We start from the raw sequence: 24067 nt of genomic DNA on the forward strand, positions 1-24067 counted from the left end.
AGTCTATGGTTGATAGACGTTGGATCCTATTATTGGATGTTTTTGATCTTTACTTTTTGTCCCTCTTTCACGCTTCGGGCGCCTTCATCAATAATGGCATCACCACTGTTGATCCCGGATAGCACTTCCACAAAATCCCCTTGGGTTTTACCCGTGGTGATCACCACTTTTTTGGCCACTGGGTCATTTTCAATGGAATCAGCGGCGACCAAGTACACATACTGTTCCCCATCTGCATTTTCTGAAAGGATACTCTGCGGGATAAGAATGGCATCTTCGCTGGTATAGTCGTTGATCATTACCCTTGCCGTAAGGTTCGGTTTGATCTTGCCATCATGGCTAGGCACTGGAATTTCTGCAGTGAACGAGCGGTTGCTCGGATTGATGAAGTTTCCGGTTTCCCTAATTTTTGTGGCAACACTGTCACCCAACACCGGGAAGAATACTTTCACATCTTTTCCGGGAGTTACATTGGGTAAGTGGCTTTCAGGAACTTCTACTTCAACATACATATTGGAAAGGTTCACGATTCGGAATACCTCCGATCCTGCACCTGGCGCGATTACGGTTCCCTGATCTTTGATCACATCATCAATGATTCCGGCAAACGGAGCCCTGATGGTAGATTTGGCCACTTGGCTTTCCATTTGTTTCACGGCACTTTGTTGGGCCTCATATGTAGTTTTGGCCTGTAGGTACTGTATTTCGGAACCGATGTTCTGTTCCCAAAGTCTTTTTTGGCGTTCAAATGTGGTCTTGCTCAATTCCGCCTGGGTCCTGAGTTGGGCCAATTGACTGGATAGACCACCATCGTCTATGCTGGCCAAAATCTGACCTTTGGCCACTTTTTGGCCTTCTTTTACATAGACATGGTTCAGGGTACCGGCCATTTCTGGATAGATGAGTACGTTCTGTTTGGTCATCACATCCCCTTGAAGTTCCAAATAGTGATCGAACTTTTTGGGTTGTACTTGAATGGTGGTTACCAAAGGTAATTTGGCGGAATCGTCCAACAACGCGATGACGGAATCCAAGGAATTCAGCTGCATTTCCAGAGCTTTGTGCTCTTTGGAAATTTCCACATGCTTGGCACGGATGGCTTCAATGTCGTTGCTTGCGATGACTTTCTCCAAAGATTTGGTACTTGTGCCGCCACATGAAGCCAGGACCGCTGCAGTTAGTGTTATATATATAGTTTTTTTCATGATGGAATGGTTTTCTTTTGTGATCATTTGTTTAATATGGTTTCCAGTTCGGTTTTCTTGTTGATGACATCTACCATGGATTGTAGATATTCTTGTTGACTGGTGTACAACTGTGTTTGGGCCTGTCTTAGGTCAAAGCTGGTGGCAAGACCTTCGGCATATTTAATTTGGTTTTTCTTTTCGATACGTTCTGCCAGTTCCAAATTTTCCTTGAAAGTACCGTACTGCTCAATGGCAAGGATGTAATCGCTCTTGGCACTTTCCAATTGAAGTCTGATCTGGGCCTGAGCCTCTGTAAATTGCGTTTTGGCCTTGTCCAGCGCAATTTTGGCTCGTTGGGTGCTGGCACTTCTCTTGAATGAACTAAAAATGGGGATGTTCAGGTCTACTCCCAAAATAGAGGAACCGAACCATTGTTGTCCACTGTTCAAGAAAGAGAAATCGTTGCTGAAAGAGTTGCCGCCGTAATTTACAAACGCATTCAAAGTGGGCAGGGCATAGCTTTTTGCCAATTTTAGTTCAAGGGCTCTTTGCTCGTTCAGGTTCAAGGCCATTTTGTAGTCCACATTGTTTTCAATGGTGAATTCACTGTCCAACAGACCAAGGTCTATTTGACGTTGGGTAAGATCATCCAAGTTTTCGGTCAAAACAGTGGGCGTTTCAATAGGCAATCCCAAAACCAAATTGAGCATCTGAAGCGTTATCAGTTCCAAACGCTTGGCATTCTTCAATTGGTTGTCCACTGAGGAAAGCGTAATCTGCAATTGGTCCACACTTTCCTCGTCCCCCAGACCGTTCTCGTAAATGCGTTTGGTCTCATAAAGGTTCTTTTCCAAAGTGGCTTTGTTCCTTTCGGAAATCTGCACACTTTCCTGGGCCAATAAGACATTGCCGTAGGCTTCCACCACGGATTTTCGCACCTCTAACTCGGTTTTCTCCATGCTGTTCTGGCTGTATTCCAAAAATGTTTTGGTTGCCTGTACCCCAACAATGTATGATCCATCGAAGATTTGTTGTCTTAAAGTGGCTGTGGCTGTCATGGATTGCTTTTGACCAAATACCACTTCTTGATAGGTGCCCGGTTCACCCCCGAAAAATTCCGCGGGAATCTGGGATACCGGTTGCTTCAATTGGTTCTGATAGCTGACCGCTCCAGTGATCTGGGGTAGGCCCGTGGCAATGGTTTCCCATTTCTGTTTTTGGGCATCCACAAGGTCGCGTGAGGCATTGATGGCGCTATAGTTGTGCTCTAGGGCGTAGGCTATGGCACCATCCAAACTGAAGCTTGGTATGGTATCCTGGGACGAAGCCAACCAGGGCAATAGTAACATTAGACTGATTAGGGTTGTTCGCATTTATTCTTGGTTTGAATTGATGATTGAGTTTAGTATTTTCCTACCCTTTGGGGTTACAATGCCCCTAAGGTGATATTCGAGATAATAATCCAGTAACTGGGCCTTGCTGAAAATTTCCGTTGGGAAAATGCTATTGTCCTTGATGCTCATGACGCCAGAAAAATAAATGCGCGACACAAATTCCACATCCAGGTTTTCACGGTAAATGCCCATTTCGATTCCCCTCTTCACGTTTTCGGCCACACAGCGGTGTGTACATTCAAACTGTATTTCCTTCAACGCTCCATGGATCTTCGGATAATATTTCTGCAATTGGTACAATGGTGATGATTTTTCATCTTTCAGATGTACCATTACAAACCTTTTGATTTCATAAAGTTCCTCAATCGGATTTTTTTCAAGCGCAATGATGTTATCAATGCCACAAGTGATCAATTCCGACATGGACATGGTTGTTGCCTGGACCAATTCGGTTTTATTTCGGAAATGGGAATAAATGGTTTTTTTGGAAATCCCCATTTCATTGGCCAAATCGTCCATGGTAACACTCTTGAAACCAAGGTTCAAGAACATTTCAGCTGCTTTTTGTATGATCTTCTCCCTCATAATGAGCGGCAAATGTAACCACGGAAACTTTAAAAACAAAAAAAGTTTCCGTGGTTTTACATTTTTTTAACGAGGGCTTAAATGTTTGGTTTAATTGGATTTGTTCAATACCAATTGGGGAACTAGGTCTTCCGACCTGGTCAAATTCACGCCCAAATTGCCCAAACTCCAATAAAAAGGCCTGTACCTATGGAGGTATCTTTCCTTTAAAATGTTCTTTTTACTCTGTATCATGATTTTCGTTTTTGATTCGTTCCACATAAGACTTAAAGGCTTGTTGCCCTTCTTCTTTCCAAAATTGGTCGTAATGCTGCCACTCTTTAAAATCCCTACGCATAGTTCCACATCGGTTTGACGCATTAAACCTTCTTTTGTGACGAGGTCCGCCACCTTTTTTTCCACCACCGCCAAATCCGAAGAGGAGCTTGGCAAGGACAAAGATGCCGATTGCCTGCCAAAAGGTTATGGTGCCCAGTCCGAAAATATCGGGCATCAACCAGTTCCATAACTGCATGAGCACGTAGTTGGCCAAAAGGAAGAGAATTCCCCCAAATACGATCATGGCGATTACCTTGACCACTTTTTTTACATAATGGCCCATATTTCTTTCCATATTTCTTTCAAATTCGTTTTTACGTTCCATAATTAAACTCTTTTAAGTTTTCCAATATTTTTGATAATTCCGACATGGCCCGGTGCCTTCTGGACATCAATGTTCCAGGGGATATTCCGGTCTGTTCGGCTATTTCTTTATAGGTATATCCTTCAAAATCCACAGCTATGATGATGTCCCTGTAGGCAGGCTTCAGGTCGGCAACTGCATTTTTTAGGGCCGTTTCCATTTCCAGGGAATAACTGTTGTCCGCATCGCCATAGAACAGTTCCGCAAATTCTTGCCACTGTTTGTCGATTTCGTCGCTGGGGAGCTTTCTTTCCTTTTTCCCCCGCATAATATCAATGATCCTGTTTCGTATGGCGTTGTACACAAATCCCCCAACGTTGGTAATGGGAATGGCATCATCCGGCCGCGAAAAAATCCGAAGGGCAACATCCTGCACAATATCCTCGGCATCCCGCTCCGAGGTATCCCGGATCTTGGACTGCACATATGATCTCAACGATCCATACTCGTCGTTGAAAAAAGTAGTGAGGTTATTATGGTTTTCCGTTTTGGCTGCCATTGATCAATTGGACTGGTTGCTGTCTTCAACTATAGAGACGAAGGATTTCAAATCTATTGCATTTTTGGAGCAAAATTTTTTTAAGGGATGCTGTTTTCAGCTTTAGGATGCTTACAAACGCGAAGTATTCATTAGGGTCGCCGCCATTTTTTGATTTTTTGCATGTATTTTTGACGCTATGGCAAAAACTGAATTCATCGACAGGTACAAAGGACCATTTTTGGCCCATTTAGAAAAAAGGTCGCAGTTTACCGAACCGAAAAACCTTTACGATCCGGTTCATTATATTTTAGGATTGGGTGGAAAACGACTTAGGCCCATTTTAACGTTAATGACCACGGAACTTTTTGGCGGGAAGGTGGAAGAAGCCCTGGATGCCGCATTGGCCATTGAAATGTTCCACAATTTTTCCCTGGTGCATGATGATATTATGGATGATGCCCCTTTGCGCCGCGGAAAGGTTACCGTGCATGAAAGATGGGACATCAATACCGGAATTTTATCGGGAGATGCCATGTTGATCCTTTCCTATCAATTTTTTGAAAGTTACCCTAAGGAAATGTTCATGGAACTCACCAAGCTTTTTAGCAAAACTGCCATCGAAGTTTGTGAGGGCCAACAATACGATGTGGATTTTGAGACGAGGGACGATGTCACCATCCCCGAATATCTTAAAATGATAGAATACAAGACCTCGGTATTGGTGGCGGCTGCCATGAAAATGGGGGCGATCATTGCCAAGGCCCCGGAAAAGGAAGCAACTGCTATTTACGAATTCGGTCGTAACCTAGGGATTGCCTTTCAGTTGCAGGATGATTATTTGGATGCCTTTGGAGATCCCGAGACTTTTGGAAAACAGGTTGGAGGGGACATTATGGAGAACAAAAAGACCTTTTTGTATTTGCGCTCTTTGGAAAGGGCAACCCAACAAGATCGGGAAAGCCTGTTGCATCTGTATTCCATTAAACCCGAAGACCCGACCACCAAGGTGCAGGCCGTAAAATCGATTTTTATGGAAAGTGGGGCGGTTGAGGATGCCAAAAGCGAAATTGAATCTTACACGCAAAAAGCTTACAAAACTTTGGATGAACTGAATTTGCCAGAAGCAAGCAAACAAATTTTAAGGCAATTTGGGGAAAGCTTGATGCAACGTACCGTTTAAAAAATCCGGTTGACCAATGCTTTGATGAAGGGCATCGGTTTTGGCGCCATTACAATCTGCAGTTCTTCCCATAGATTGGTTTCATTAGCCAAAAATTTCAGGATCAGAGATGCTTTTCTTTGTTTGAAAAGAGAGGTAAAAATGGACGCTCCCAAATGATTGTTTTTGTACAGAATGTCCAACAAAAGCATATCGTAAAACCCAAACCTGCTTTTTTGATGGAATTTAGAAAGTGGCTTTTCCATTTTCAAATGCTCCACCAATTTTATAATCTGTTTACTCGTGTTTAAAAAGGTAAAACCGGTACTGGATTTGGCCCATCCGCCTGCAATTCCGATATGAAAAATCCGATTGGTATTTTTTTGATGAAAAGGATAGCAGGTCATTGGAATGGTTCCGAATTCCTTTTCCTGAATAGTATAAGTAGTGTCTGGAAACTGCTCTTCGATATAATTTTTGATGGCTTCTTCATACGCTTCTTTTTCCAGAAGATGTTCTGAAAACAAGGTATATTCCACCAATGCTTTGGTTTCTGAAAAGGGAAGTACGTACATAAACCGGGTATTGCCGTTTTGGGGAATGGAAAAGTCCATAAAAGTGGCCGTGTCCGATTTAAAAACCGAACGGTTGGTTTTTATTGTCCATCCCAAGAAGTGTTGCTGCAGTAGGGGATACTTTTTTTGTTGGGTAACTTCTTCCTTGTCGTAAAGACTTGAAAAAACATAATCACCAATATAGTTTGAGTGTTCCGTGGTGACGATGACTCGACCATTTTCCTCATTAATGTACTGTACTGCTTCCTGATTCCAAGTGATATTGGGATATGCTTTTATCTTGGGAACGAAGTGCTGGTAAAAATCAATCCCTCGAACCATTTTGTAAGTGTACGGGGCAATAGATGTTTGTAATTCCAGATCTTTCCCTGCAATATGAATTTGGTCCCATGATTGGTGTATCAAAAAATCAAACTGACCCTCTCCTTTTTCCCAAAAACACCAAGTACGGTCGTTCTGGTTTTTAGGTTCTTTTTCCAATATTAAAATGGATTTATTGGAAAAGAAAGCATCACTTCCCATGGCATCGGCCAATAAAAGTCCAGCTGCACCGGCACCCACTATAATGTAGTCGAATTGGGTCATGGCGTAAAAATACACATTGAAAGCCGTAGTTGGGGATCAAGTTTTGGAACTATCCTACTTGACCCAATAAAATGTAAACTGCTAGGGTGGCCACCACCAAAAATATGCTGAAACCTTTGGCATATTTCCATTGGGTAACATCCACCACACCAATGTTTGTAATGCTGAAGGAATTGGTCCTTGGATAGAATTTTGAGACCAAAAGCATGACGATAATATTGAGAACAAATTCAATGCCCCAAATATGGACGTAGTGCATATCTACCTGCCAGATAAAATTGGTGAACACATAGAAGAACAATCCAAACACCAACCCCACTTTGGCCGCTTTGGCGGATACCTTGGGTAAAAAGAAGCCAGCCAAGATAACGGTTGCCATCGGGATGAAGAATATGCCGTTCAGCTGCTGTAACAATTGGTAGAGTCCTCTGGGAGCATGGGCAATAAAAGGTGCAATCCCGATGGCAAACAAGGCCAACAATGCCGAGGTTGATTTACCGATCTTGACCAATCTATTTTCGTTCGCATTTTTATTGATATAACGCTTGTAAATACCCAAACTGAAAATGGTAGCTGCACTGTTCAACGCACTGTTGAAAGTACTCAAAATGGCTCCCATCAAAACGGCAACAAAAAAACCGGTCATCCAAAAGGGTAATACTTGTTTCACTAAACTGGGGTAGACCAATTCCTTCTTATCGTAAAACGTATCGTTGAAATAATAAAAGGCAATGATGCCGGGGAGAACAATGATCAAAGGAATCAAAATCTTCAAAAGACCTGCATACAACAATCCTTTTTGAGCTTCCTTCAAGCTTACGGCACCTAACACCCGTTGGATGATGGATTGGTGCATGGTCCAAAAATACAATTGGTTGATGATCAATCCCGTAAACAATACGCCAAAGGGCATGATGGCATCCCTGGAGCCTGGACCCACAGAAACTTCATCACTGACCACATTGAATTTCTCTGGAGCTTTTTCAAAAACCAATCGGAGTCCTTCCAGAATATTGCCATCCCCAATGTTCCACAAAGCCAATAACGGAATGGAAATTCCGGCTATCAACAGTCCAAAACCGTTGATGGTATCGGTATAAGCGACCATTTTCAATCCACCAAAAATGGCATAAACGGCACCGATGAACCCCACTACAATTACGGTTAACCAAAGGCCTTCGGTCTGGGTGATGCCCAACAACCCGGAAATATCAAAAATCTGCTCAATGCTTATGGCCCCCGAGTACAACACAATGGGCAAAAGAGTGGATACAAAGGAAATGATAAGCAAAAAGGCAATAATGGTCCTGGTCAATCCATCAAAACGCTTTTCCAGAAACTCTGGGATGGTGGTGAGACCCATTTGTAGATAGCGAGGCGCAAAATACAGGGCCGCGGCCACCAAGGCCAAAGCGGAGGTCACTTCCCATGCTACAATAATGGCACCGTGTTTATAGGCATCGCCGTTCATGCCCACCAAATGTTCGGTGGAAATATTGGTCAACAATAGGGAACCAGCGATTACAATACCTGTCAGACTACGTCCACCCAAAAAATAACCATCCTTGGTGGAAAAGTTGTCCTTCCGTAATTTCCAACTGGAGTACGCGGCAACAAATGCCGTGAACACAAAAAAACTAATAAATGCTACCATCCGCTAAAACCGAATTGTATCGGGCAGATATTTGGAAGCCAGATCCTCATAATAGGGGCGTAGTTCCTTTACATTGGGTTTTACGGGTGCCTTGGAGTATAGATCGTAGGGATTGAATTTATCCACCCACTTGAACATAGCCCGATCGTGATCATCCATCAAATGATCATAGGCATGTTCCCTGTGTTGGGAATAAAAACTGTGATAGCGGATCATGTACAAACCTTCTTCAGGCAGATAATCCTTCATGATGTGGTAAAGGTATTCGTCATGACCCCATGACATATGAACATTTTTCAACCCACAATTTTCCTTGTATACGCCAAGCTTGGTGTTGAAACGTTCATCGGTATTATCCGGGTTGGCATTAAAGAATTCTGGATACACAATTTTATCCGAGAATTTACAGCCGACGGGGAACGTGTCACCGACTACGGCCCATTGTGGTTCGCCAAAAAGGCAAAGCACCTTGCCCAAATCGTGCAAGAACCCGGTCAAAACAAACCAATCGGGGTGTCCGTCGGCACGGATGGCTTCGGAAGTCTGCAACAAGTGTTGGGTCTGGTCCAGATCAATATCGGGATCGGAATCGTCCACTAAGGTGTTCAGGTATTCCACGGCATCCCAAAGGCTCATTTTCCTGCGGTTGAGGGAAAGGAACTCTTTTTCTTTTTCCATCACAAAATCATAGGTCTGATAGGTGTGGTTCATCTTGTAGAATTCCCTAACCGTATCCCTAGCAGGATCATCGTAATTACGGAATTCTTCCTTGGATTTTGTGGCATTTTCGGGGTAACGTTCCAACACGTTATCTTCCCAAAGCTCCATCATATCATGAGCTTCTTTCTTTTGTTGTTGGCTTAGTTTCATGTATGTGCAAATAATGGGGATGTGCGGTCCCGCTAAAATAAAAATAGGAATTTTTTTGATCTATGGCTTATAAAACAGCATATTATAGTCAAAGTTGGTTGACAACGGTGTTTTAGAAATTGCTTTTTCAACCGTGATTGTGTATTGCTGTTTTGTCCTGTGCTGATGTTAAGATGAAGGGAAATATCCTGATTTAATAGTAAGGATAGAGACAAAAACTAAATTTATAAGCGATCTTTTACTTGAAATTCCCAATCAGGGGCGTCATCAATTTCTTGACGAAGTATGAGGTTCAGTTGCGCGGCATGGTGCTGAACATGGCGCATGTTGTATAATAGGATTTCGATTACGTTGTAATCCATGGTCTTGGATTGATTGATCCAATATACCTCACCTAAATCTTCCGATAATCCTGAGATAAAGGTCTTGCATTTATCCCTGCAGAAATTTAGATAATCCAATACTTCAACCTTTGTATAGGTTCTTTCGGGCATTCGGTCCTCAAATTCGGATTCGTCAAAGGGAGGGGGAGGAGCATAATTTGCAGTATCCAAAGTCAAATAGTAATCCAAAAAGAAGATACAATGGTAGGCATTGTACCAAAACTTTTTCTCTTTGTTCCAAACGGCTTCCGGACAACGCTCAATGGCGTTGTGCAACATATCAATGCTTGCCCCGAATTGGCTCCACAGAATGGATTTAAGTTGAGTAATTTCCATTAGGATGATTTGAATAAAGTGGAATCCAAGATAACCAATCCACCCTGATTCTAAAACACCGTATACCGCAATCCTAAAAACCCCCTTATCCCTTGGTTGGGGCCATACACATATCCTGGATCAAAAGTAAGGGCATACGGATTGTCCGCGGTGGCAACGGCATTCCCATTTGCATCAAAAGTGACGTTTTTGTCGAAAGGGTCATTGGCCCGGGCAATGATGAAAGGGTTACCCCGATTTGGAGTCCAATCCAACAGGTTTTTGATGCCTGCATACATTTCAAAGTCGGGAATTCCCTTATAAGTGAATTGAATGTTTTGAATACTCCATGTTGGAGAATATTCCCGACGGGGATCCAAATCGCCCAAAAGGGGCAATCGCATGGGGCCATACAGATTTCCGGTGTAGTCAACGGCTAATTGAAGTTTGGGAAATGTATACGACAAATTCCAGGCGGCCGTAATGCTTTCGGTAAGGATTTGCTGTTGGCGTATGCCGTTTTCAGTGTTGCTTACATCCTGCCAAGTGGCACCCACTAAAAATTTGAGTCCGTTTGCAAAGGCAACATCCACATTGGCACTGACACCCTGAGAAACCGATTTTCCATCTAGGTTATCATAAATGATAAGATTGGGGTCGGTGTCGTAATCGGGCAAAATGATATTGGAAAAATGGGTGTAGAACGCAGAGACATCAAAACCGATGAAAGTTCCATTGTCGCTATAGATTTTTTTCAGGTAGTTTAGGTTTATGTTGAAGGACCGTTCTGGTTTCAGCTCCTCCGCAATAACTACCTCTCGCGCACCAGTAAGGGCAGCATGATCTTCAGTAAAAAGGTTCACCACCCGAAACCCGGTCCCTATGTTCAAACGTAAAATGTCGTTGGAAGATACTTTCCACTTGTAGGCAGCCCTTGGTGTAAAAATGTTGCCGTGCCTTTTGTCATAATCATATCGCATTCCCGTCAAAAAGGAATGTTTTGGGGCAATGGCAATCTCGTCTTGGGCAAACAAACTCGGAATCCAAATGTTATCTGCTGATGGAGTGGCCGGAGTATTGTCATTGTAATAATTATAGCGAATGGCACTTCCAAAAAGCAGGTCATGTTTACCTAAGGATTTGTCCCAGGTAAGTTGCGCAAAACCGATACGCTGGTCCGCCAAATATTGGGTATTGCCATAAACCGAGTTTTGGTTGTGGTCATTGTAGGAGAAAGAAAGCAACATTTTTTCATCCATGGGCAATTGATATTTTCCCAAAACCTCCCAACGCCGAGTATAGATGCTTTCGCCATAAATGTCATCACCACCCCGATATTCTGGAGTCCATTGCATTTCTCCGCCCCATCGGTCTTCATAAAAAAACCGGCCCGCTAAAGAGAAAATTCGGGACTCCTGGCGCTCAAAATCCCATTTCTGAAAGATGGAAATGCGGTCTTGTAGGGTTAAGTCGGTAAAATTGTCGCCATTGTTGTCTATGGGTTGGTTGTAGTTGAAGTAATTGATTCCAAAAAGCACATCCGATTTTTTCCCCAAGTTGAATTTACTTCCCACATCCAGATTATATTCTCCCCATCCGGTCACAAAACCATCGGCAAAAAACTCCGGGGCACTCAAGGTGTTTTTGGTGATGATGTTGATTAAACCGCCAACAGCTTCACTGCCATACAATGAAGATGCCGGACCTTTGACAATTTCCACTTGTTCAATCAAGGAATTGGGAATGCCCGTTAAACCATACACGGTGCCTAAACCACTTACAATTGGCATACCATCTATGAGCACCAAGGTGTAAGGTCCTTCCAGTCCGTTAATGTGGATATCGCCCGTATTGCACACATTGCAATTGATTTGTGGGCGAACCCCGTTCACGTTTTGAAGGGCATCAAAAACACTGGCGGTGGGGTTCTTTTTTAAAAACGTTGGCGAATAGACTTCCACGGGAACGGGACTCTCCAATCGGCTTACAGGTTTTAGGGTTCCTGTAACCACGGTCTCGTTTAAACTTTGTGCCGAAGGAATCATCTCAATACCGAGGGTTGCGGATTGGCCTTCGGTTATGTTCATGGATTTTGAAAAGGAAACAAACCCCAATGCTGAAGCCAAAAGCAAGTGCTCCCCAGCCGAAATATTGGACAAAGTAAAATTCCCGTTTTCATCCGAAGAAGTCCCAAGTTGACTGTTTTTGATCGTGATGTTCACAAAAGGCAGGGGTTGTCCATTCTCCGTTACTTTCCCCGTTATCGATCCCGACTGTGCGAAACAACAACTGCTCACTAAGGAAATCCAAAGGAGGGCAATATGTTTACGAATGGTTTTCAATTTATATAAAATTAAATTTAGACAAATCTAAAAATAGTTTTTTATAAATAAAAAATGTATTTTTGATAAAATTAAATTGAGATGACCCGATCAGAGGAGAACTACCTTAAAACAATTTTCCATTTGGGAAGCGGGGATGAAGGTTCCATAAACACCAATGCCATTGCGGAGCAGATGGAGACCAAACCATCCTCTGTTACGGATATGGCCAAGAAATTGGCAGAGAAAGGCCTGGTGAACTATAAAAAATACCAGGGGATTTCCCTCACGGATGCAGGGGTTAAAACCGCCCTTTCCATTGTTCGGAAACACAGGCTTTGGGAAACTTTTCTAGTGGAGAAGCTTGATTTTGCTTGGGATGAGGTACATGAAGTGGCGGAACAGTTGGAGCACATTAAAAGTGAAAAATTGATCGATAAGTTGGACCAATTGCTCAAGTTCCCTAAATACGACCCCCATGGTGATCCCATTCCAGGAAAGAACGGTGAATTCCAGGAACATAATAAGGATTTGTTGAGCGAACTGCCCGTTGGTGCCCATGGTATTTGTGTAGGGGTAAAGGACAGTTCTTCGGCCTTTTTGCAATATCTGGATAAACATGAGATATCCATTGGTAAGCCGATCCAAATTTTAGGAAAAGAGGCGTTCGATGGTTCCCTTCACTTAAAGATTGGGGAACGGGAACATACCGTTTCGCATCAGATTGCCTGTAACATCTATTTAAAATGAAACGAACAATTAATCCAATATAGCAATGGAACAACCAGTATTGGCCTTGGTTTTGGGATTGGTGGCCGTTGGGATCCTTATTTGGGTGTTCTGGCCCAAAAAAGGATTGTTGGCCCGTTTGGGAAAAGTACGGATGAGTTCCCAACGCGTTCTGTTGGAAGACACTTTGAAATACTTGTTTGATTGTGAATATAAGGGCATTGCATGCAACTTGAACAGTGCCGCGGGCAACCTGAACATCAGTGCCGATCAAATGGCAAAACTGATGGCCCACTTGAAAGATATGGGCCTTGTAGTTTTTGAAGGACATAACATTCACCTTACCGATACCGGAAAATCCTATGCGCTTCGCATTGTACGGGTACACAGAATTTGGGAACGCTTCTTGGCAGACGAGACAGGGGTACAACATATGGATTGGCATGGGGAGGCCGACATTCAAGAACACCAATTGTCCTTGGAAGAAGCCAATAGGATTGCGGCTCGCATGGGTAACCCGGCCTTTGACCCCCATGGTGACCCCATTCCTTCCACGGAAGGGGAAATTCCACCGTTTTTGGGACGGCCCTTAAGTAGTTTAAAGGAAGGGGAAGTGGCCCAAATTGTGCATATTGAGGACGAGCCCCATTATATTTTTGAACAACTTTCGGCCCTTGGTCTATACCCCGGCATGCAGGTCTATCAATTGGATGTACAACAGGGAAAAATCACATTTGCCGCCGATGGGAACGAATGTGTGCTTACGCCGCTTTTTGCCTCTGCCATTACGGTTCAGCCGCTTCCAAAGGCAGAGCCGATTCAGGAGGGCTACCAGCGTTTATCCGAACTTCAACCTGATGAAACCGCCAATATAGTGGGCATTTCATCTTACTGTCGTGGTTTACAAAGAAGAAGGTTGATGGATTTTGGGATTGTTCCGGGTAACTCGATAACCGCTGAGCTTCGGAGTGCCTCGGGAGACCCTGTGGGGTACCGCATTTTGGGAACCACCATCGCCATCAGAAAAGATCAGGCCAACCTGATTTTCATCAATAACATTAAAAAAGAACAACATGAGCAGTCAGCCTAATTGCGAAAATTGTCCGGTGCACCACAAGGGAAACCTCGTCCGATTGGGAATTGATATGGACAAGGTAGATTATGTTGTGGCGTTGGCCGGAAACCCCAATACAGGGAAAAGTACGGTATTCAATAATTTGACAGGATTAAGACAACATACCGGAAACTGGCCGGGAAAAACGGTTGGCAGGGCAGAGGGAGCTTTTTCTTTTGCTGACGACAATTATAAGATTGTGGACCTTCCGGGTACCTATTCCCTTTTATCCACCAGTACAGATGAGGAAGTGGCCCGAAATTTTATCCTTTTTGGCCGTCCGGATGTTACCGTGATCGTTGCTGATGCTACCCGTTTGGAGAGGAACTTGAATCTCGTACTGCAAATTTTGGAAATCACCGATAGGGCCATTTTATGTCTAAACTTGATGGATGAAGCCAAACGTAACCATGTAGAAATCGATGTGCGTGAGCTTACTAGGGAATTGGGGATTCCAGTGATTCCCACTTCGGCGCGAAGGCGAGATGGTATGGACGAATTGGTGGCCATGATTGCTGAAGTGGCCTCGGGCAAATACATCTGTAAGCCACATCGCGTTAGAAACCATACACCCCAATTAAAACATGCCATTGATACCTTATCTAAAAAATTAAGGGAAACCTATCCGGGTTTGCCCAATGCGGAATGGGTGGCCTTACGTTTGTTGGAAGGAGACCAGAGCATCATCGAGGCATTACAGAATGGCATTTTGGATGGATTGGTAGAGAATGAAACCCCAATTGCGATATGATGGAGCAAAACAAAACAAAAAATACGGAAGAAATTTTGGGGATGGCCAACAACCTGAAATGGGAATTGGGCATGGGCATCCATGATAAGATCGTTTCTTCCTTATACGCCGATGCGGCACAGATTGCGCGCAAAACGGTTTCCATGGATGGGGATAAACCGGCTTTCAGTTTAGATAGAAAGATCGATAAGATCGTGACCAGCCGATGGTCGGGATTTCCGATCATGTTCGTGCTCTTGGCCGTGGTGTTTTGGGTCACCATTTCTGGCGCCAATTACCCATCCGGACTTTTGGCTTCTTTGTTGGTAGATACGCTGCACCCCATCCTGAAAAGTGGAGCGGACAGTTTTATGCCATGGTGGTTATCCGGACTTTTGATCGATGGGGCCTATTTGGCCATGGCCTGGGTCATTTCCGTAATGTTACCGCCAATGGCCATATTTTTTCCTTTGTTCACCCTTTTGGAAGACTTGGGGTATTTGCCCAGGGTAGCCTTCAATATGGACAGTTTGTTCCGAAAAGCTGGGGCACACGGAAAGCAAGCCCTTACCATGAGTATGGGATTTGGATGCAACGCTGCGGGTGTTATCGCCGCAAGGGTCATCGATAGCCCAAGGGAACGATTGATTGCCATTATCACCAATAACTTTTCGCTTTGCAATGGTCGATGGCCAACTCAGATTTTGATTGCCACCATTTTCATCGGAGGAATGGTATCCCCATTTTGGGCCGGCTTGGTTTCCACAGGGGCGGTGGTAGGTATTGCGGTTCTGGGTATCGCCTTCAGTTTGATTGTTTCTTGGGGTTTAAGTCGTTCCGTGTTGAAAGGCGAAGCTTCTACCTTCAGTTTGGAATTGCCGCCTTATCGTCCGCCAAGGGTACTTCAAACCTTGTATACTTCATTGATTGATAGAACTTTGTTCGTGTTGTGGAGGGCAGTGGTTTTTGCCGTTCCAGCGGGAATGGTGATTTGGTTGGTTTCCAACATCCATATAGGTGGATTGAGCTTGGCCGAGCACTTCATTGATTGGTCCAACCCGTTTGCTGTGGTCTTTGGGTTGAACGGAGTCATTTTATTGGCCTATATCATTGCCATTCCAGCCAACGAAATCGTAATCCCAACCATTTTGATGCTTACCGTGTTGGTGACAGGGATGTCCGGGGTCGGTGAGGGCTCAGGGGTCATGTTCGAACTGGATTCCATCACCAGTACAGAAAGCATATTGAGGGCAGGGGGTTGGACATTGCTCACCGGAATCAACCTGATGCTGTTCAGCTTGCTGCACAACCCCTGTTCCACTACTATTTATACTATTTACAAAGAGACCAAAAGTGCCAAATGGACTCTAATTGCTACTCTTTTGCCCATTGTGTTGGGATTTGTGGTCTGCTTTTTTACGGCCCAATTATGGTATTTGTTTGCTTGGGGATTTGAATTTTAACCGCCGATCAGATCAAAAACACCTTTGAGCAAAAATTGATCGCCTTGCTTGAGGTCTTCCGAGCTTATTTCGGTGAAACCACCAAAATTATTGCCTTGGGTTACATGGACTTTCTCAAAAGTGTAGCTCTCCGCATTTTGGGAAATCAATTTTAGCACGTACGATGATCCTTCGGATTCAATGACCGCATCTTCTGGAAGGGACATGGCCTTTTTGGTATCGGTCATGATCATGGCATTCACGAACATGCCCGGTAAAAATCCGGTATGATCCTCATTTTCCAGATGGCCATGTACTTTTATGGTTCTTTTGGCATCATCAATGGAGGCACCCACCAAATATACTTCGGCCTTAAAGGTTTCGTTGGATGCTTCTGGAATGGTAAACTCGATTTTTTGTCCTTTTTTCACTTTCAAAATATCCTTTTCAAAAACCGTAAGTTCCAAGTGCACATGCTCATTGTTGATGATTTCCAAAATTTTACTGGCAGGTGACACATAACTCCCCATGGAAACGTTCGTTTGTGTAACACTACCTGAAATAGGGGCATAAATGTTGGCCAATGAAGTAATAGCCCCTTTTTCTACTTGACTGGGCGAAATATGGAGCATTTGCAATTGCTCCCTTAATCCTTGGTATTTGGCCTTGGCGGTTTCATAGTTGCTTTTGGCTTGAAGGAAATTCTTTTGCGAAGCGATTTTTTCATCGTACAAGGTTTGGTTTCGCTCGAATTCGGCTTTCAAAAAATCCAGTTGGTTGTACACCTGAAGATATTCCTGTTGCATTTGCACAAATTCTTGGTTTTCCAAGGTCACCAAAAGTTGTCCTTTTTTCACCTTGTCGCCAATTAAAAGCGGTGTTTTTTTTACGAATCCGCCCATAAAGGCCATTACACTGGCCCTATTTTCAGGTGGTACATCGATCATTCCCGAAGTTTCCACTACATCAGGAAAGCTTCTTTCTTCCAAACCGCCCAAAACAAAATTGTTGGCGGAAAATTGGTCTTGGGTCACTACAATGGCGTTCGATTCCGTTTCGGCTTCGGAAGTGCTGTTTTCGTTGTTTTTGTTGCCACAGGCTGTCATCAATAAAAGGAAAACGGTGGCGTAGCTATAGATGATATTTTTCATTGTTATAATGTTATGGTCAAGTAATTAATGGCAATCACGGTTTGGTTGTATTGGTTGAGCACATCCAAGTAATTCAACTGTATTTCGTAGGCATTCTCCAAACTTTGGATGTATTGAAAAAAGTCGATTTCCCCATTGCTGAAGTTGCCCGAAGCGGCTTTCAAAATCTGTTCGGAAAGCAACCCCCCTTCATCTTCATAATAGGAAAGTTCCTTGGTCTGCTGTTCCAACTGTTGCAAAAGCGATTTGTGCCTTTGGGTTGTGGTAATGCTGATCTCCTGGTTTTCCATGGCCGTGATCTTGGTCTGGATCTTTGAGGATTTCACCCTGTTGCTGTGTCCGAAGAAAAACAACGGAACCCTTATTCCCAATTGAACGCCATACAACGAAGTGCCCAACCCTTTGTTCGTACCTTGAAAATATTCCAAGTCGATGTCCGGAAGCAATCGGTTTTCTTCCAAACTTTTTTGGGCATTGCTCAGATCTTGACGCTGATTCAAAAAAGCGGTTTCCGTTTCTGATAGTCCAGTAGCATTCAGAACGGAGAGTTTTCCCGGGTTTTCGACGGCAATGTCCAATGTGTCCCCACTTTGCACCAAACTAAAAATCAAAGCTTTTGTTGTCAATATTTCCCTTTGGATCTTGGAGTAGGCATTGGCAATCTGCCGTTGTTTGGCCTGCGCAGTTACCTTTTCCAGATAGTTGGTCTCACCAAGCTCAAAACGTCGGTCCGCCGCATGGGCAAACTTGGTGTAGATGCTATCCAACGTGTGGTACATTTTAGCCTTTTGATGCAGTGTTTGGTAATCGTAATAGGCTGTACTCAATGCTTGGAACAAGGTCTTTTTCTGAAGTTCCAAAGAGGATTTTTGCAGCTCGAAATTCGATTTCTGCACCTTGCTCTTGGCCCCATACACCGTCGGGAATTCCAACATCTGCTTTGCCCCGAAAACCTTCAAGGGTTCTCCGTTCAAGGCCAGGTTGTTCTCGTCATATTGATAGTAGAAATCCGTTTTTTCCAACTGAAAGGCGGTTCCCTTCAATACTTCGGCCTGGTCCACCATCAAAGCGCCTGCCTGAATTCCCTTGTTGTTTTCCACAGATAGGGACTTCAAGTCTTCAAGGTTCAGTTTGGTTTGGGAAAATCCAGAAAAGGAAAGCAGGATTAGAATTAGGGTCAATCCCTGATTTTTCATCATCTTTTTCATTTTTCTTCTTTGTCTCATTCCCTTGAATTTGATGTTATGGGAATATGCATACAAAACAGGCAATACCACCAAGGTGAGCATGGTTGCCGTTACCAACCCACCGATAACCACCGTGGCCAAAGGACGTTGTACCTCGGCACCTGCATTAGTGGAGACCGCCATTGGCAAAAATCCTAAAGCGGCAGCCGAAGCGGTCAATAAAACGGCACGCAAACGGTCTTTGGTTCCTTGTTTGATAAGATCTTCCATGGAGTCGAAATCTTTCCCCTTCAACTCCTTAAAATGTTCGATAAGTACGATACCGTTCAACACGGCAATACCGAATAAGGCAATAAAACCAACCCCTGCCGAGATGCTGAATGGCATTCCCCTGAGCCATAACAAAAGCACCCCTCCAACTGCGGAAAGTGGAATGGCGGAGAAAATCAACAAAGCTTCCTTAACCGAATGGAAGGCAAAATACAACATGATGAAAATGAGCAACAGGGCAATGGGCACTGCGATCATCAATCTTGCCTTGGCATTCTGTAGGTTTTCAAATTGTCCGCCATAGGAAATAGTATATCCGGTGGGCAGTTTGACGTTCTTGTTGATCAACAGCTGTACATCATCCACCACGGATTGCAAATCACGGTTTCGTACATTGATACCCACAACTATCCTTCTCCGGGTATTGTCCCGTGATATTTTGGCTGCACCTTTTTGATAGGTGATCTCAGCTAGTTCGCTCAACGGAATTTTACCACCTGTTGGAAGATCTACGTATAAATTTTTAAGATCGGAAATATCATGACGGTTATCGGCATCCAACCGAACGGCCATATCAAATTGGCGTTCCCCTTCAAACACACTGCCCACAATTTTTCCGGCAAATCCCATGGAGACCATTTCGTTCAGGTCCGCAATGTTGAGACCGTGACGGGCAATCTTGGCCCGATCGAAAGCAACGTTCATTTGCGGAAGTCCTTCCACCTTTTCCACGGTAATGTCCGAAGCGCCTTCCACATGTTCAATAAGTAGTTTGATCTCGTTGGCCTTTTTGTTCAAAATCTCAAGGTCTTCCCCAAAAATCTTGATGGCAATATCGGCACGAACTCCTGTAATCAACTCGTTAAAGCGCATTTCAATGGGCTGGGTGAATTCCACTTCCATTCCAGGGATCACAGCTAGTGCTTCCTTGAATTTATCCGCAAGCTCATCCTTGGTCTCCGCAGAAACCCATTCCGATTTCGGTTTCAGGGATATGATCACGTCGCTTTCCTCCATGGACATTGGATCTGTAGGAACCTCTGCGGCCCCGATCCTACTGACCACTTGGTTTACCTCGGGGAAATTTTCCAAAAGGATTTTTTCGATTCTGGTGGTAGTTTCCACAGTCTTGGCCAATGAGGTCCCTGTCTTGAGTACAGGTTGAATCACAAAATCCCCTTCATCCAATGTAGGGACAAATTCACCACCCATGGTCGTAAAAAGAAGGACGGCCCCAACCAATAAGGCTGCGGCGATGGATAGCACCAATTTTTTGCTCTCCATGGCCCAATGTATAACGGGTTCGTATTGTCTGTTGATCCAGTTTACCAACCGAGCCGATATCCCTTTGGATTCATCCTTTTTAGGTTTCAGGAATAGGGCCGAAGCAACGGGAACATAGGTAAAGCAAAGCAATACTGCTCCAAGTAGTGCAAAACTAAAAGTCAATGCCATCGGTTTGAACATTTTTCCCTCAACACCGCTTAACGAAAGAATGGGGATGAAAACGAGTAGAATGATTAGCTGTCCAAATACAGCAGAGTTCATCATCTTGGTTGCACCTTGTACCGTTATTTTATCCTTAACGGCTTGAATTTCATGCTTTTCCAAATTGGTCAATTCCGATTGTTTTTGACTGATTTGGAATGCAATAAATTCCACGATGATCACCGCTCCATCGATGATGATACCGAAGTCAATGGCGCCAAGGCTCAACAAATTGGCATCCACTCCAAAAATGTTCATCATGGTAAGGGCGAACAACAAACAAAGTGGAATTACGGAGGCGACAACAAGCCCCGAACGCCAATTTCCTAAAAGCAGAACGACAACAAAAATTACAATGAGACATCCTAAAATAAGGTTCTCTGTCACGGTAAAGGTGGTTCTTCCGATCAATTCACTACGATCCAAAAAGGGATTGATGTAAACCCCTTCCGGTAGGGCTTCCGAAATATTGGCTACCCTTTCTTTCACGGCTTCGATCACCCTTTTGGAGTCGGCATCTTTCAACATCATGATTTGGCCCAACACTTTCTCGCCTTCCCCATTACCAGTAATGGCACCAAAGCGGGGAGCGCTACCGAACCCGACTTTGGCAATGTCCTTTATATAAATAGGAATCCCATTCCGGGTGGTTACCACTATATTTTCGATATCCTTGAGGTTGGCCACCAAGCCTTCACCGCGGATAAAGTAGGCTTGGTTGACTTTCTCAATGTATCCACCGCCAGCAATGCTGTTGTTTTTTTCCAAAGCAGTGAAAACTTCACTGGCGGCTATGTCCAGAGCATTCAACTTTTGGGTCTGGATGGCGACTTCGTATTGTTTCAGGTGTCCACCCCAAGTATTGACCTCTACGACTCCAGGAATTCCAGAGAGTTGACGTTTCACGATCCAATCCTGAATGGTCCTAAGATCGGTGGAGGTATATTGCCCTTGATATTTGGGTTCAACATCGAGAACGTACTGATAGATTTCCCCCAAACCAGTGGTTATGGGTCCCATTTCCGGAGTTCCAAAACCTTCTGGGATACGTTTGGAGGCCGATTTGATTTTTTCGGCGATAAGTTGACGGGGCAAATACGTGCCCAAGTCATCCTCAAAGACAATGGTGACCACTGAAAGTCCGAATTTGGAAACCGACCGGATTTCCACAACCCCAGGTAAATTGGCCATTTCCAGCTCAATCGGGTAGGTGATGAACTGCTCCATGTCCTGTGTGGACAAACTACTGGAAGTGGTGAGTACCTGTACCTGGTTATTGGTCACGTCGGGGACGGCACCAATGGGGATTCTTGATAGGGAGTACAAACCTACCAAAGCAATAAATAAAGTAAAGAGTAGAACAATGAACTTGTTCTTTACACTAAAAGAAATGATTTTTGAAAACATGATTCATAGAAAATGATAGCATTATAGATTCAATAAGGCCTCTGAAAAGTGCCCAGTTATGGCTGGGATACTATGAATTATGCTTGTTTGGGTGGTTGAAACAACCCATCGCCCCACACTTGGGAGTCTGACATCTGATAATGGAAATTTCCTTTTCTGGTCAATGGAATTTCCGAACGGGATCCCAAAAATGGGTTGGAATCCATGATAAAGACCAATTGTTGTAAACTTTGGGATTGATGCTGAAAAGGCAACTTTTCATGATCCTTCTGTTCTTCTTGGTGCTTTTGACTGTGGGAGGCTTTCAATTCGCCGTAGTGTTTGGACATGAAAACCATAAAATTATCACCATATTCCTCACTGTGGAACTTGTAGTGTTCCACCAATTGATCCAATTCCACCAAATCCTTAAAATGGATGTTGATGCTCTGGAGCAAAATGAGCATTGCGGTCCCTATGGTAATAAGTTTATTCATCCTGACACCATAAAATTACGACAATTCGAGGTAGGATAAATACCTGACCATTAATTTAGAATGATTCTGATATGGTTGATAATGAATTAGTTGATGTTCAGTATCACTGCTTGAAACGGTTTCATTTTTATGGAATCGTTAAAAATCTGAAGGTCATTATAGTTATTTATAAGAATTGGGGATTTGGCCCATCCCTTATCAAATGTTATGTCAGCGCTTTCTTTGGAAAAGTTTAACAGCATTAAAAGGGTCTGGTCTCCCAAGGTTCGGGTGTAGGCATAAATGGTTGGATGTTCCGCTGCATAAAGTTCGTAGCTTCCATATACGAGGACAAGGTTTTCCTTTCGAAGCTTTGTCAATTCCCGAAAATGGTTCAACACGGAACCAGGATCCGAGTTTTCCTTTTTTACGTTGATGTCGACATAGTTGGGATTCGTCGGTAGCCAAGGCGTTGCCACAGAGAATCCTGCGTTCTCTGAATTGTCCCATTGCATTGGGGTTCTTCCATTGTCACGTGAGCCAAAATTGAGTTTCTTCATGAACAAGTCCATATCCTCCCCTTCGGACAAAGCCTTTTGATAGCCATTAATTGCCGCTATGTCTTGGTATTGTGTAATGGTATCAAAATCGATATTCGTCATTCCCAATTCATCGCCATAATAGCAATAGGGTGTTCCCCGCATGCTCATAATAAAGGTGTTCAACAATTTGGCCGAAGCACTTCGGAAAACCTCGGAATCATTGCCCCACCTACTCACCATTCTGGCCTGATCATGATTGGCCAAAAAAATGGAAAGCCAACCGTCTTCCGCAAATTCCTTGTCCCAATTGCTGAAAACATCTTTCATGGTGGCCAATTCATATCCCTCATACTTGGGAATATCCACACCCTCAAAAGCATAGGCCATATTGAGTTCATTTCTATCCCGGTCCACCAATTGATGGGCATCATCAAAATTACGGCCGGCGCCTTCGGCAACGCTCATAACATCATATTTACTGAAAACCTCTAAGTTCATTTCTTTCAAATAGTCATGGAGCCCATCCTGCATGGCGTAGTATTGGATAAAGTCCTTTTCAAAACCATCCGGAAATTTAGGATAGGTAGTGTCCTTGGCTGCAAACTGGAAGGCATCCAATCGAAAACCATCAACACCCTTATCGGCCCAAAATTTCATGAAGTCATAGACCTCTTGGCGCACTTTGGGGTTGGACCAATTAAGGTCGGGTTGCTGTTTGGCAAAATAATGCAGGTAATAGGCATTTGTCAGTGAGTCATATTGCCAGGCATCGCCCTTTGCATCGAACAAACTATAGCGATATGGAGGGTCCCCTTTTTCAGCTGGCCACCAATGATAATAATCACGATAAGGATTGTCCCTTGAACTTCTGGATTGTTTGAACCATTCATGCTGATCGCTGCTATGGTTCACTACGATGTCCATGACCAATTTGATATCCCGCTCATGCAATCCGGCCAAAAGGGCGTCAAAGTCTTCCATGGTTCCGAATTCGTCCATGATGCCACGGTAGTTGCTCACGTCATAACCGTTATCGGCATTTGGAGAACTGTAAATGGGATTGAGCCAAACGGCCGTGACGCCTAAACTTTTAATGTAATCGAGCTTTTCAATAATTCCTTTGAAGTCACCGACACCGTCACCATCCGAATCTTTAAAACTGCGGGGATAAATTTGGTAAACGATGGCTTCTTTCCACCACGCGGCATTTGGAATAGGGTCAGTAGTTTTAGAATCATTGTTTTGCTTACAGGAATTGGACACCACCAAGAATATAAAAAGACAAATCACCAATCGAATTGAGGAACGTTTCATCACAGTTAATTTATGCGCTATGTTCCTTAAAGATAGGTGATTTGCCT

At 43.8% G+C, this 24067-nt stretch carries 18 protein-coding genes and 1 pseudogene; 4 read left to right on the forward strand and 15 right to left on the reverse strand.

Going from position 1 to position 24067, the window contains the following annotated elements; genetic code table 11:
* Positions 1-29 precede the first annotated feature (29 nt).
* From LKX84_RS14680 to LKX84_RS14705, 6 genes are all read right to left on the reverse strand, one after another.
* Positions 30-1205: an efflux RND transporter periplasmic adaptor subunit gene (locus LKX84_RS14680; protein ID WP_228237902.1), complete on the reverse strand. Its 1176-nt coding sequence runs from the start codon at positions 1203-1205 to the stop codon at positions 30-32.
* 23 nt (positions 1206-1228) lie between these two features.
* A complete protein-coding gene (locus LKX84_RS14685; protein WP_228237903.1) occupies positions 1229-2560 on the reverse strand; it encodes a TolC family protein in 1332 nt (443 codons plus the stop codon).
* Positions 2561-3166: a TetR/AcrR family transcriptional regulator gene (locus LKX84_RS14690; protein WP_228237904.1), complete on the reverse strand. Its 606-nt coding sequence runs from the start codon at positions 3164-3166 to the stop codon at positions 2561-2563.
* A gap of 90 nt (positions 3167-3256) precedes the next feature.
* A complete protein-coding gene (locus tag LKX84_RS14695; protein ID WP_228237905.1) occupies positions 3257-3400 on the reverse strand; it encodes a hypothetical protein in 144 nt (47 codons plus the stop codon).
* Positions 3387-3809 (reverse strand): hypothetical protein, encoded by a 423-nt coding sequence (locus tag LKX84_RS14700; RefSeq protein ID WP_228237906.1) that lies wholly within the window; start codon positions 3807-3809, stop codon positions 3387-3389. Before LKX84_RS14700 ends, LKX84_RS14695 begins: the two co-directional genes overlap by 14 nt.
* The gene (locus LKX84_RS14705) at positions 3799-4347 is read right to left on the reverse strand and encodes an RNA polymerase sigma factor (protein WP_228237907.1); all 549 of its coding nucleotides are present in this window, start codon (positions 4345-4347) and stop codon (positions 3799-3801) included. The genes LKX84_RS14700 and LKX84_RS14705 overlap by 11 nt, the downstream gene beginning before the upstream one ends.
* Positions 4348-4525: 178 nt before the next feature.
* Here LKX84_RS14705 and LKX84_RS14710 point away from each other — a divergent pair, with 178 nt between their 5' ends.
* Positions 4526-5509: a polyprenyl synthetase family protein gene (locus LKX84_RS14710; protein ID WP_228237908.1), complete on the forward strand. Its 984-nt coding sequence runs from the start codon at positions 4526-4528 to the stop codon at positions 5507-5509.
* On the opposite strand, the gene LKX84_RS14715 is transcribed toward LKX84_RS14710, so the two are convergent.
* The 5 genes from LKX84_RS14715 to LKX84_RS14735 all read right to left on the reverse strand — a co-directional run bounded on the left by LKX84_RS14715 (position 5506) and on the right by LKX84_RS14735 (position 12212).
* Positions 5506-6648 carry a lycopene cyclase family protein gene (locus LKX84_RS14715; RefSeq protein ID WP_228237909.1) on the reverse strand — a complete coding sequence of 381 codons (1143 nt, stop codon included), beginning with the start codon at positions 6646-6648 and terminating at the stop codon, positions 5506-5508. The genes LKX84_RS14710 and LKX84_RS14715 overlap by 4 nt on opposite strands.
* Positions 6649-6697: 49 nt before the next feature.
* Positions 6698-8302: a solute:sodium symporter family transporter gene (locus LKX84_RS14720; protein ID WP_228237910.1), complete on the reverse strand. Its 1605-nt coding sequence runs from the start codon at positions 8300-8302 to the stop codon at positions 6698-6700.
* A gap of 3 nt (positions 8303-8305) precedes the next feature.
* Positions 8306-9172, reverse strand: coding sequence for an inositol oxygenase (locus LKX84_RS14725; RefSeq protein WP_228237911.1), 867 nt, complete (start codon positions 9170-9172; stop codon positions 8306-8308).
* Positions 9173-9396: 224 nt separating this feature from the next.
* Positions 9397-9891, reverse strand: a complete 495-nt coding sequence (locus LKX84_RS14730) for a DinB family protein (RefSeq protein ID WP_228237912.1) — start codon at positions 9889-9891, stop codon at positions 9397-9399.
* Between the two features lie 50 nt (positions 9892-9941).
* Positions 9942-12212 carry a TonB-dependent receptor gene (locus LKX84_RS14735; RefSeq protein WP_228237913.1) on the reverse strand — a complete coding sequence of 757 codons (2271 nt, stop codon included), beginning with the start codon at positions 12210-12212 and terminating at the stop codon, positions 9942-9944.
* An 81-nt stretch (positions 12213-12293) separates the two neighbouring features.
* Between LKX84_RS14735 and LKX84_RS14740 the strand changes: the two genes are divergently transcribed.
* From LKX84_RS14740 to feoB, 3 genes and pseudogenes are all read left to right on the forward strand, one after another.
* Positions 12294-12941, forward strand: a complete 648-nt coding sequence (locus tag LKX84_RS14740; protein WP_228237914.1) for a metal-dependent transcriptional regulator — start codon at positions 12294-12296, stop codon at positions 12939-12941.
* Positions 12942-12966: 25 nt separating this feature from the next.
* The gene (locus LKX84_RS14745; RefSeq protein ID WP_228237915.1) at positions 12967-14010 is read left to right on the forward strand and encodes a metal-dependent transcriptional regulator; all 1044 of its coding nucleotides are present in this window, start codon (positions 12967-12969) and stop codon (positions 14008-14010) included.
* Positions 13994-16227: pseudogene (gene feoB / locus LKX84_RS14750) on the forward strand (ferrous iron transport protein B). The gene LKX84_RS14745 and the pseudogene feoB overlap by 17 nt, the downstream one beginning before the upstream one ends.
* On the opposite strand, the gene LKX84_RS14755 reads toward feoB, so the two are convergent.
* The 4 genes from LKX84_RS14755 to LKX84_RS14770 all read right to left on the reverse strand — a co-directional run bounded on the left by LKX84_RS14755 (position 16224) and on the right by LKX84_RS14770 (position 24020).
* A complete protein-coding gene (locus LKX84_RS14755; protein ID WP_228237916.1) occupies positions 16224-17357 on the reverse strand; it encodes an efflux RND transporter periplasmic adaptor subunit in 1134 nt (377 codons plus the stop codon). The pseudogene feoB and the gene LKX84_RS14755 sit on opposite strands and share 4 nt — an antisense overlap.
* A 2-nt stretch (positions 17358-17359) precedes the next feature.
* The gene (locus LKX84_RS14760; RefSeq protein ID WP_228237917.1) at positions 17360-21709 is read right to left on the reverse strand and encodes a CusA/CzcA family heavy metal efflux RND transporter; all 4350 of its coding nucleotides are present in this window, start codon (positions 21707-21709) and stop codon (positions 17360-17362) included.
* Between the two features lie 77 nt (positions 21710-21786).
* Entirely contained in the window at positions 21787-22185 is a 399-nt protein-coding gene (locus tag LKX84_RS14765; protein WP_228237918.1) for a hypothetical protein, read from the reverse strand.
* 86 nt (positions 22186-22271) lie between these two features.
* Entirely contained in the window at positions 22272-24020 is a 1749-nt protein-coding gene (locus LKX84_RS14770; protein ID WP_228237919.1) for a glycoside hydrolase family 13 protein, read from the reverse strand.
* Between the last annotated feature and the right edge of the window lie 47 nt (positions 24021-24067).

Origin of the sequence: Allomuricauda sp. M10, from assembly GCF_020782875.1 — a bacterium.
Classification (GTDB): Bacteria; Bacteroidota; Bacteroidia; order Flavobacteriales; family Flavobacteriaceae; genus Flagellimonas.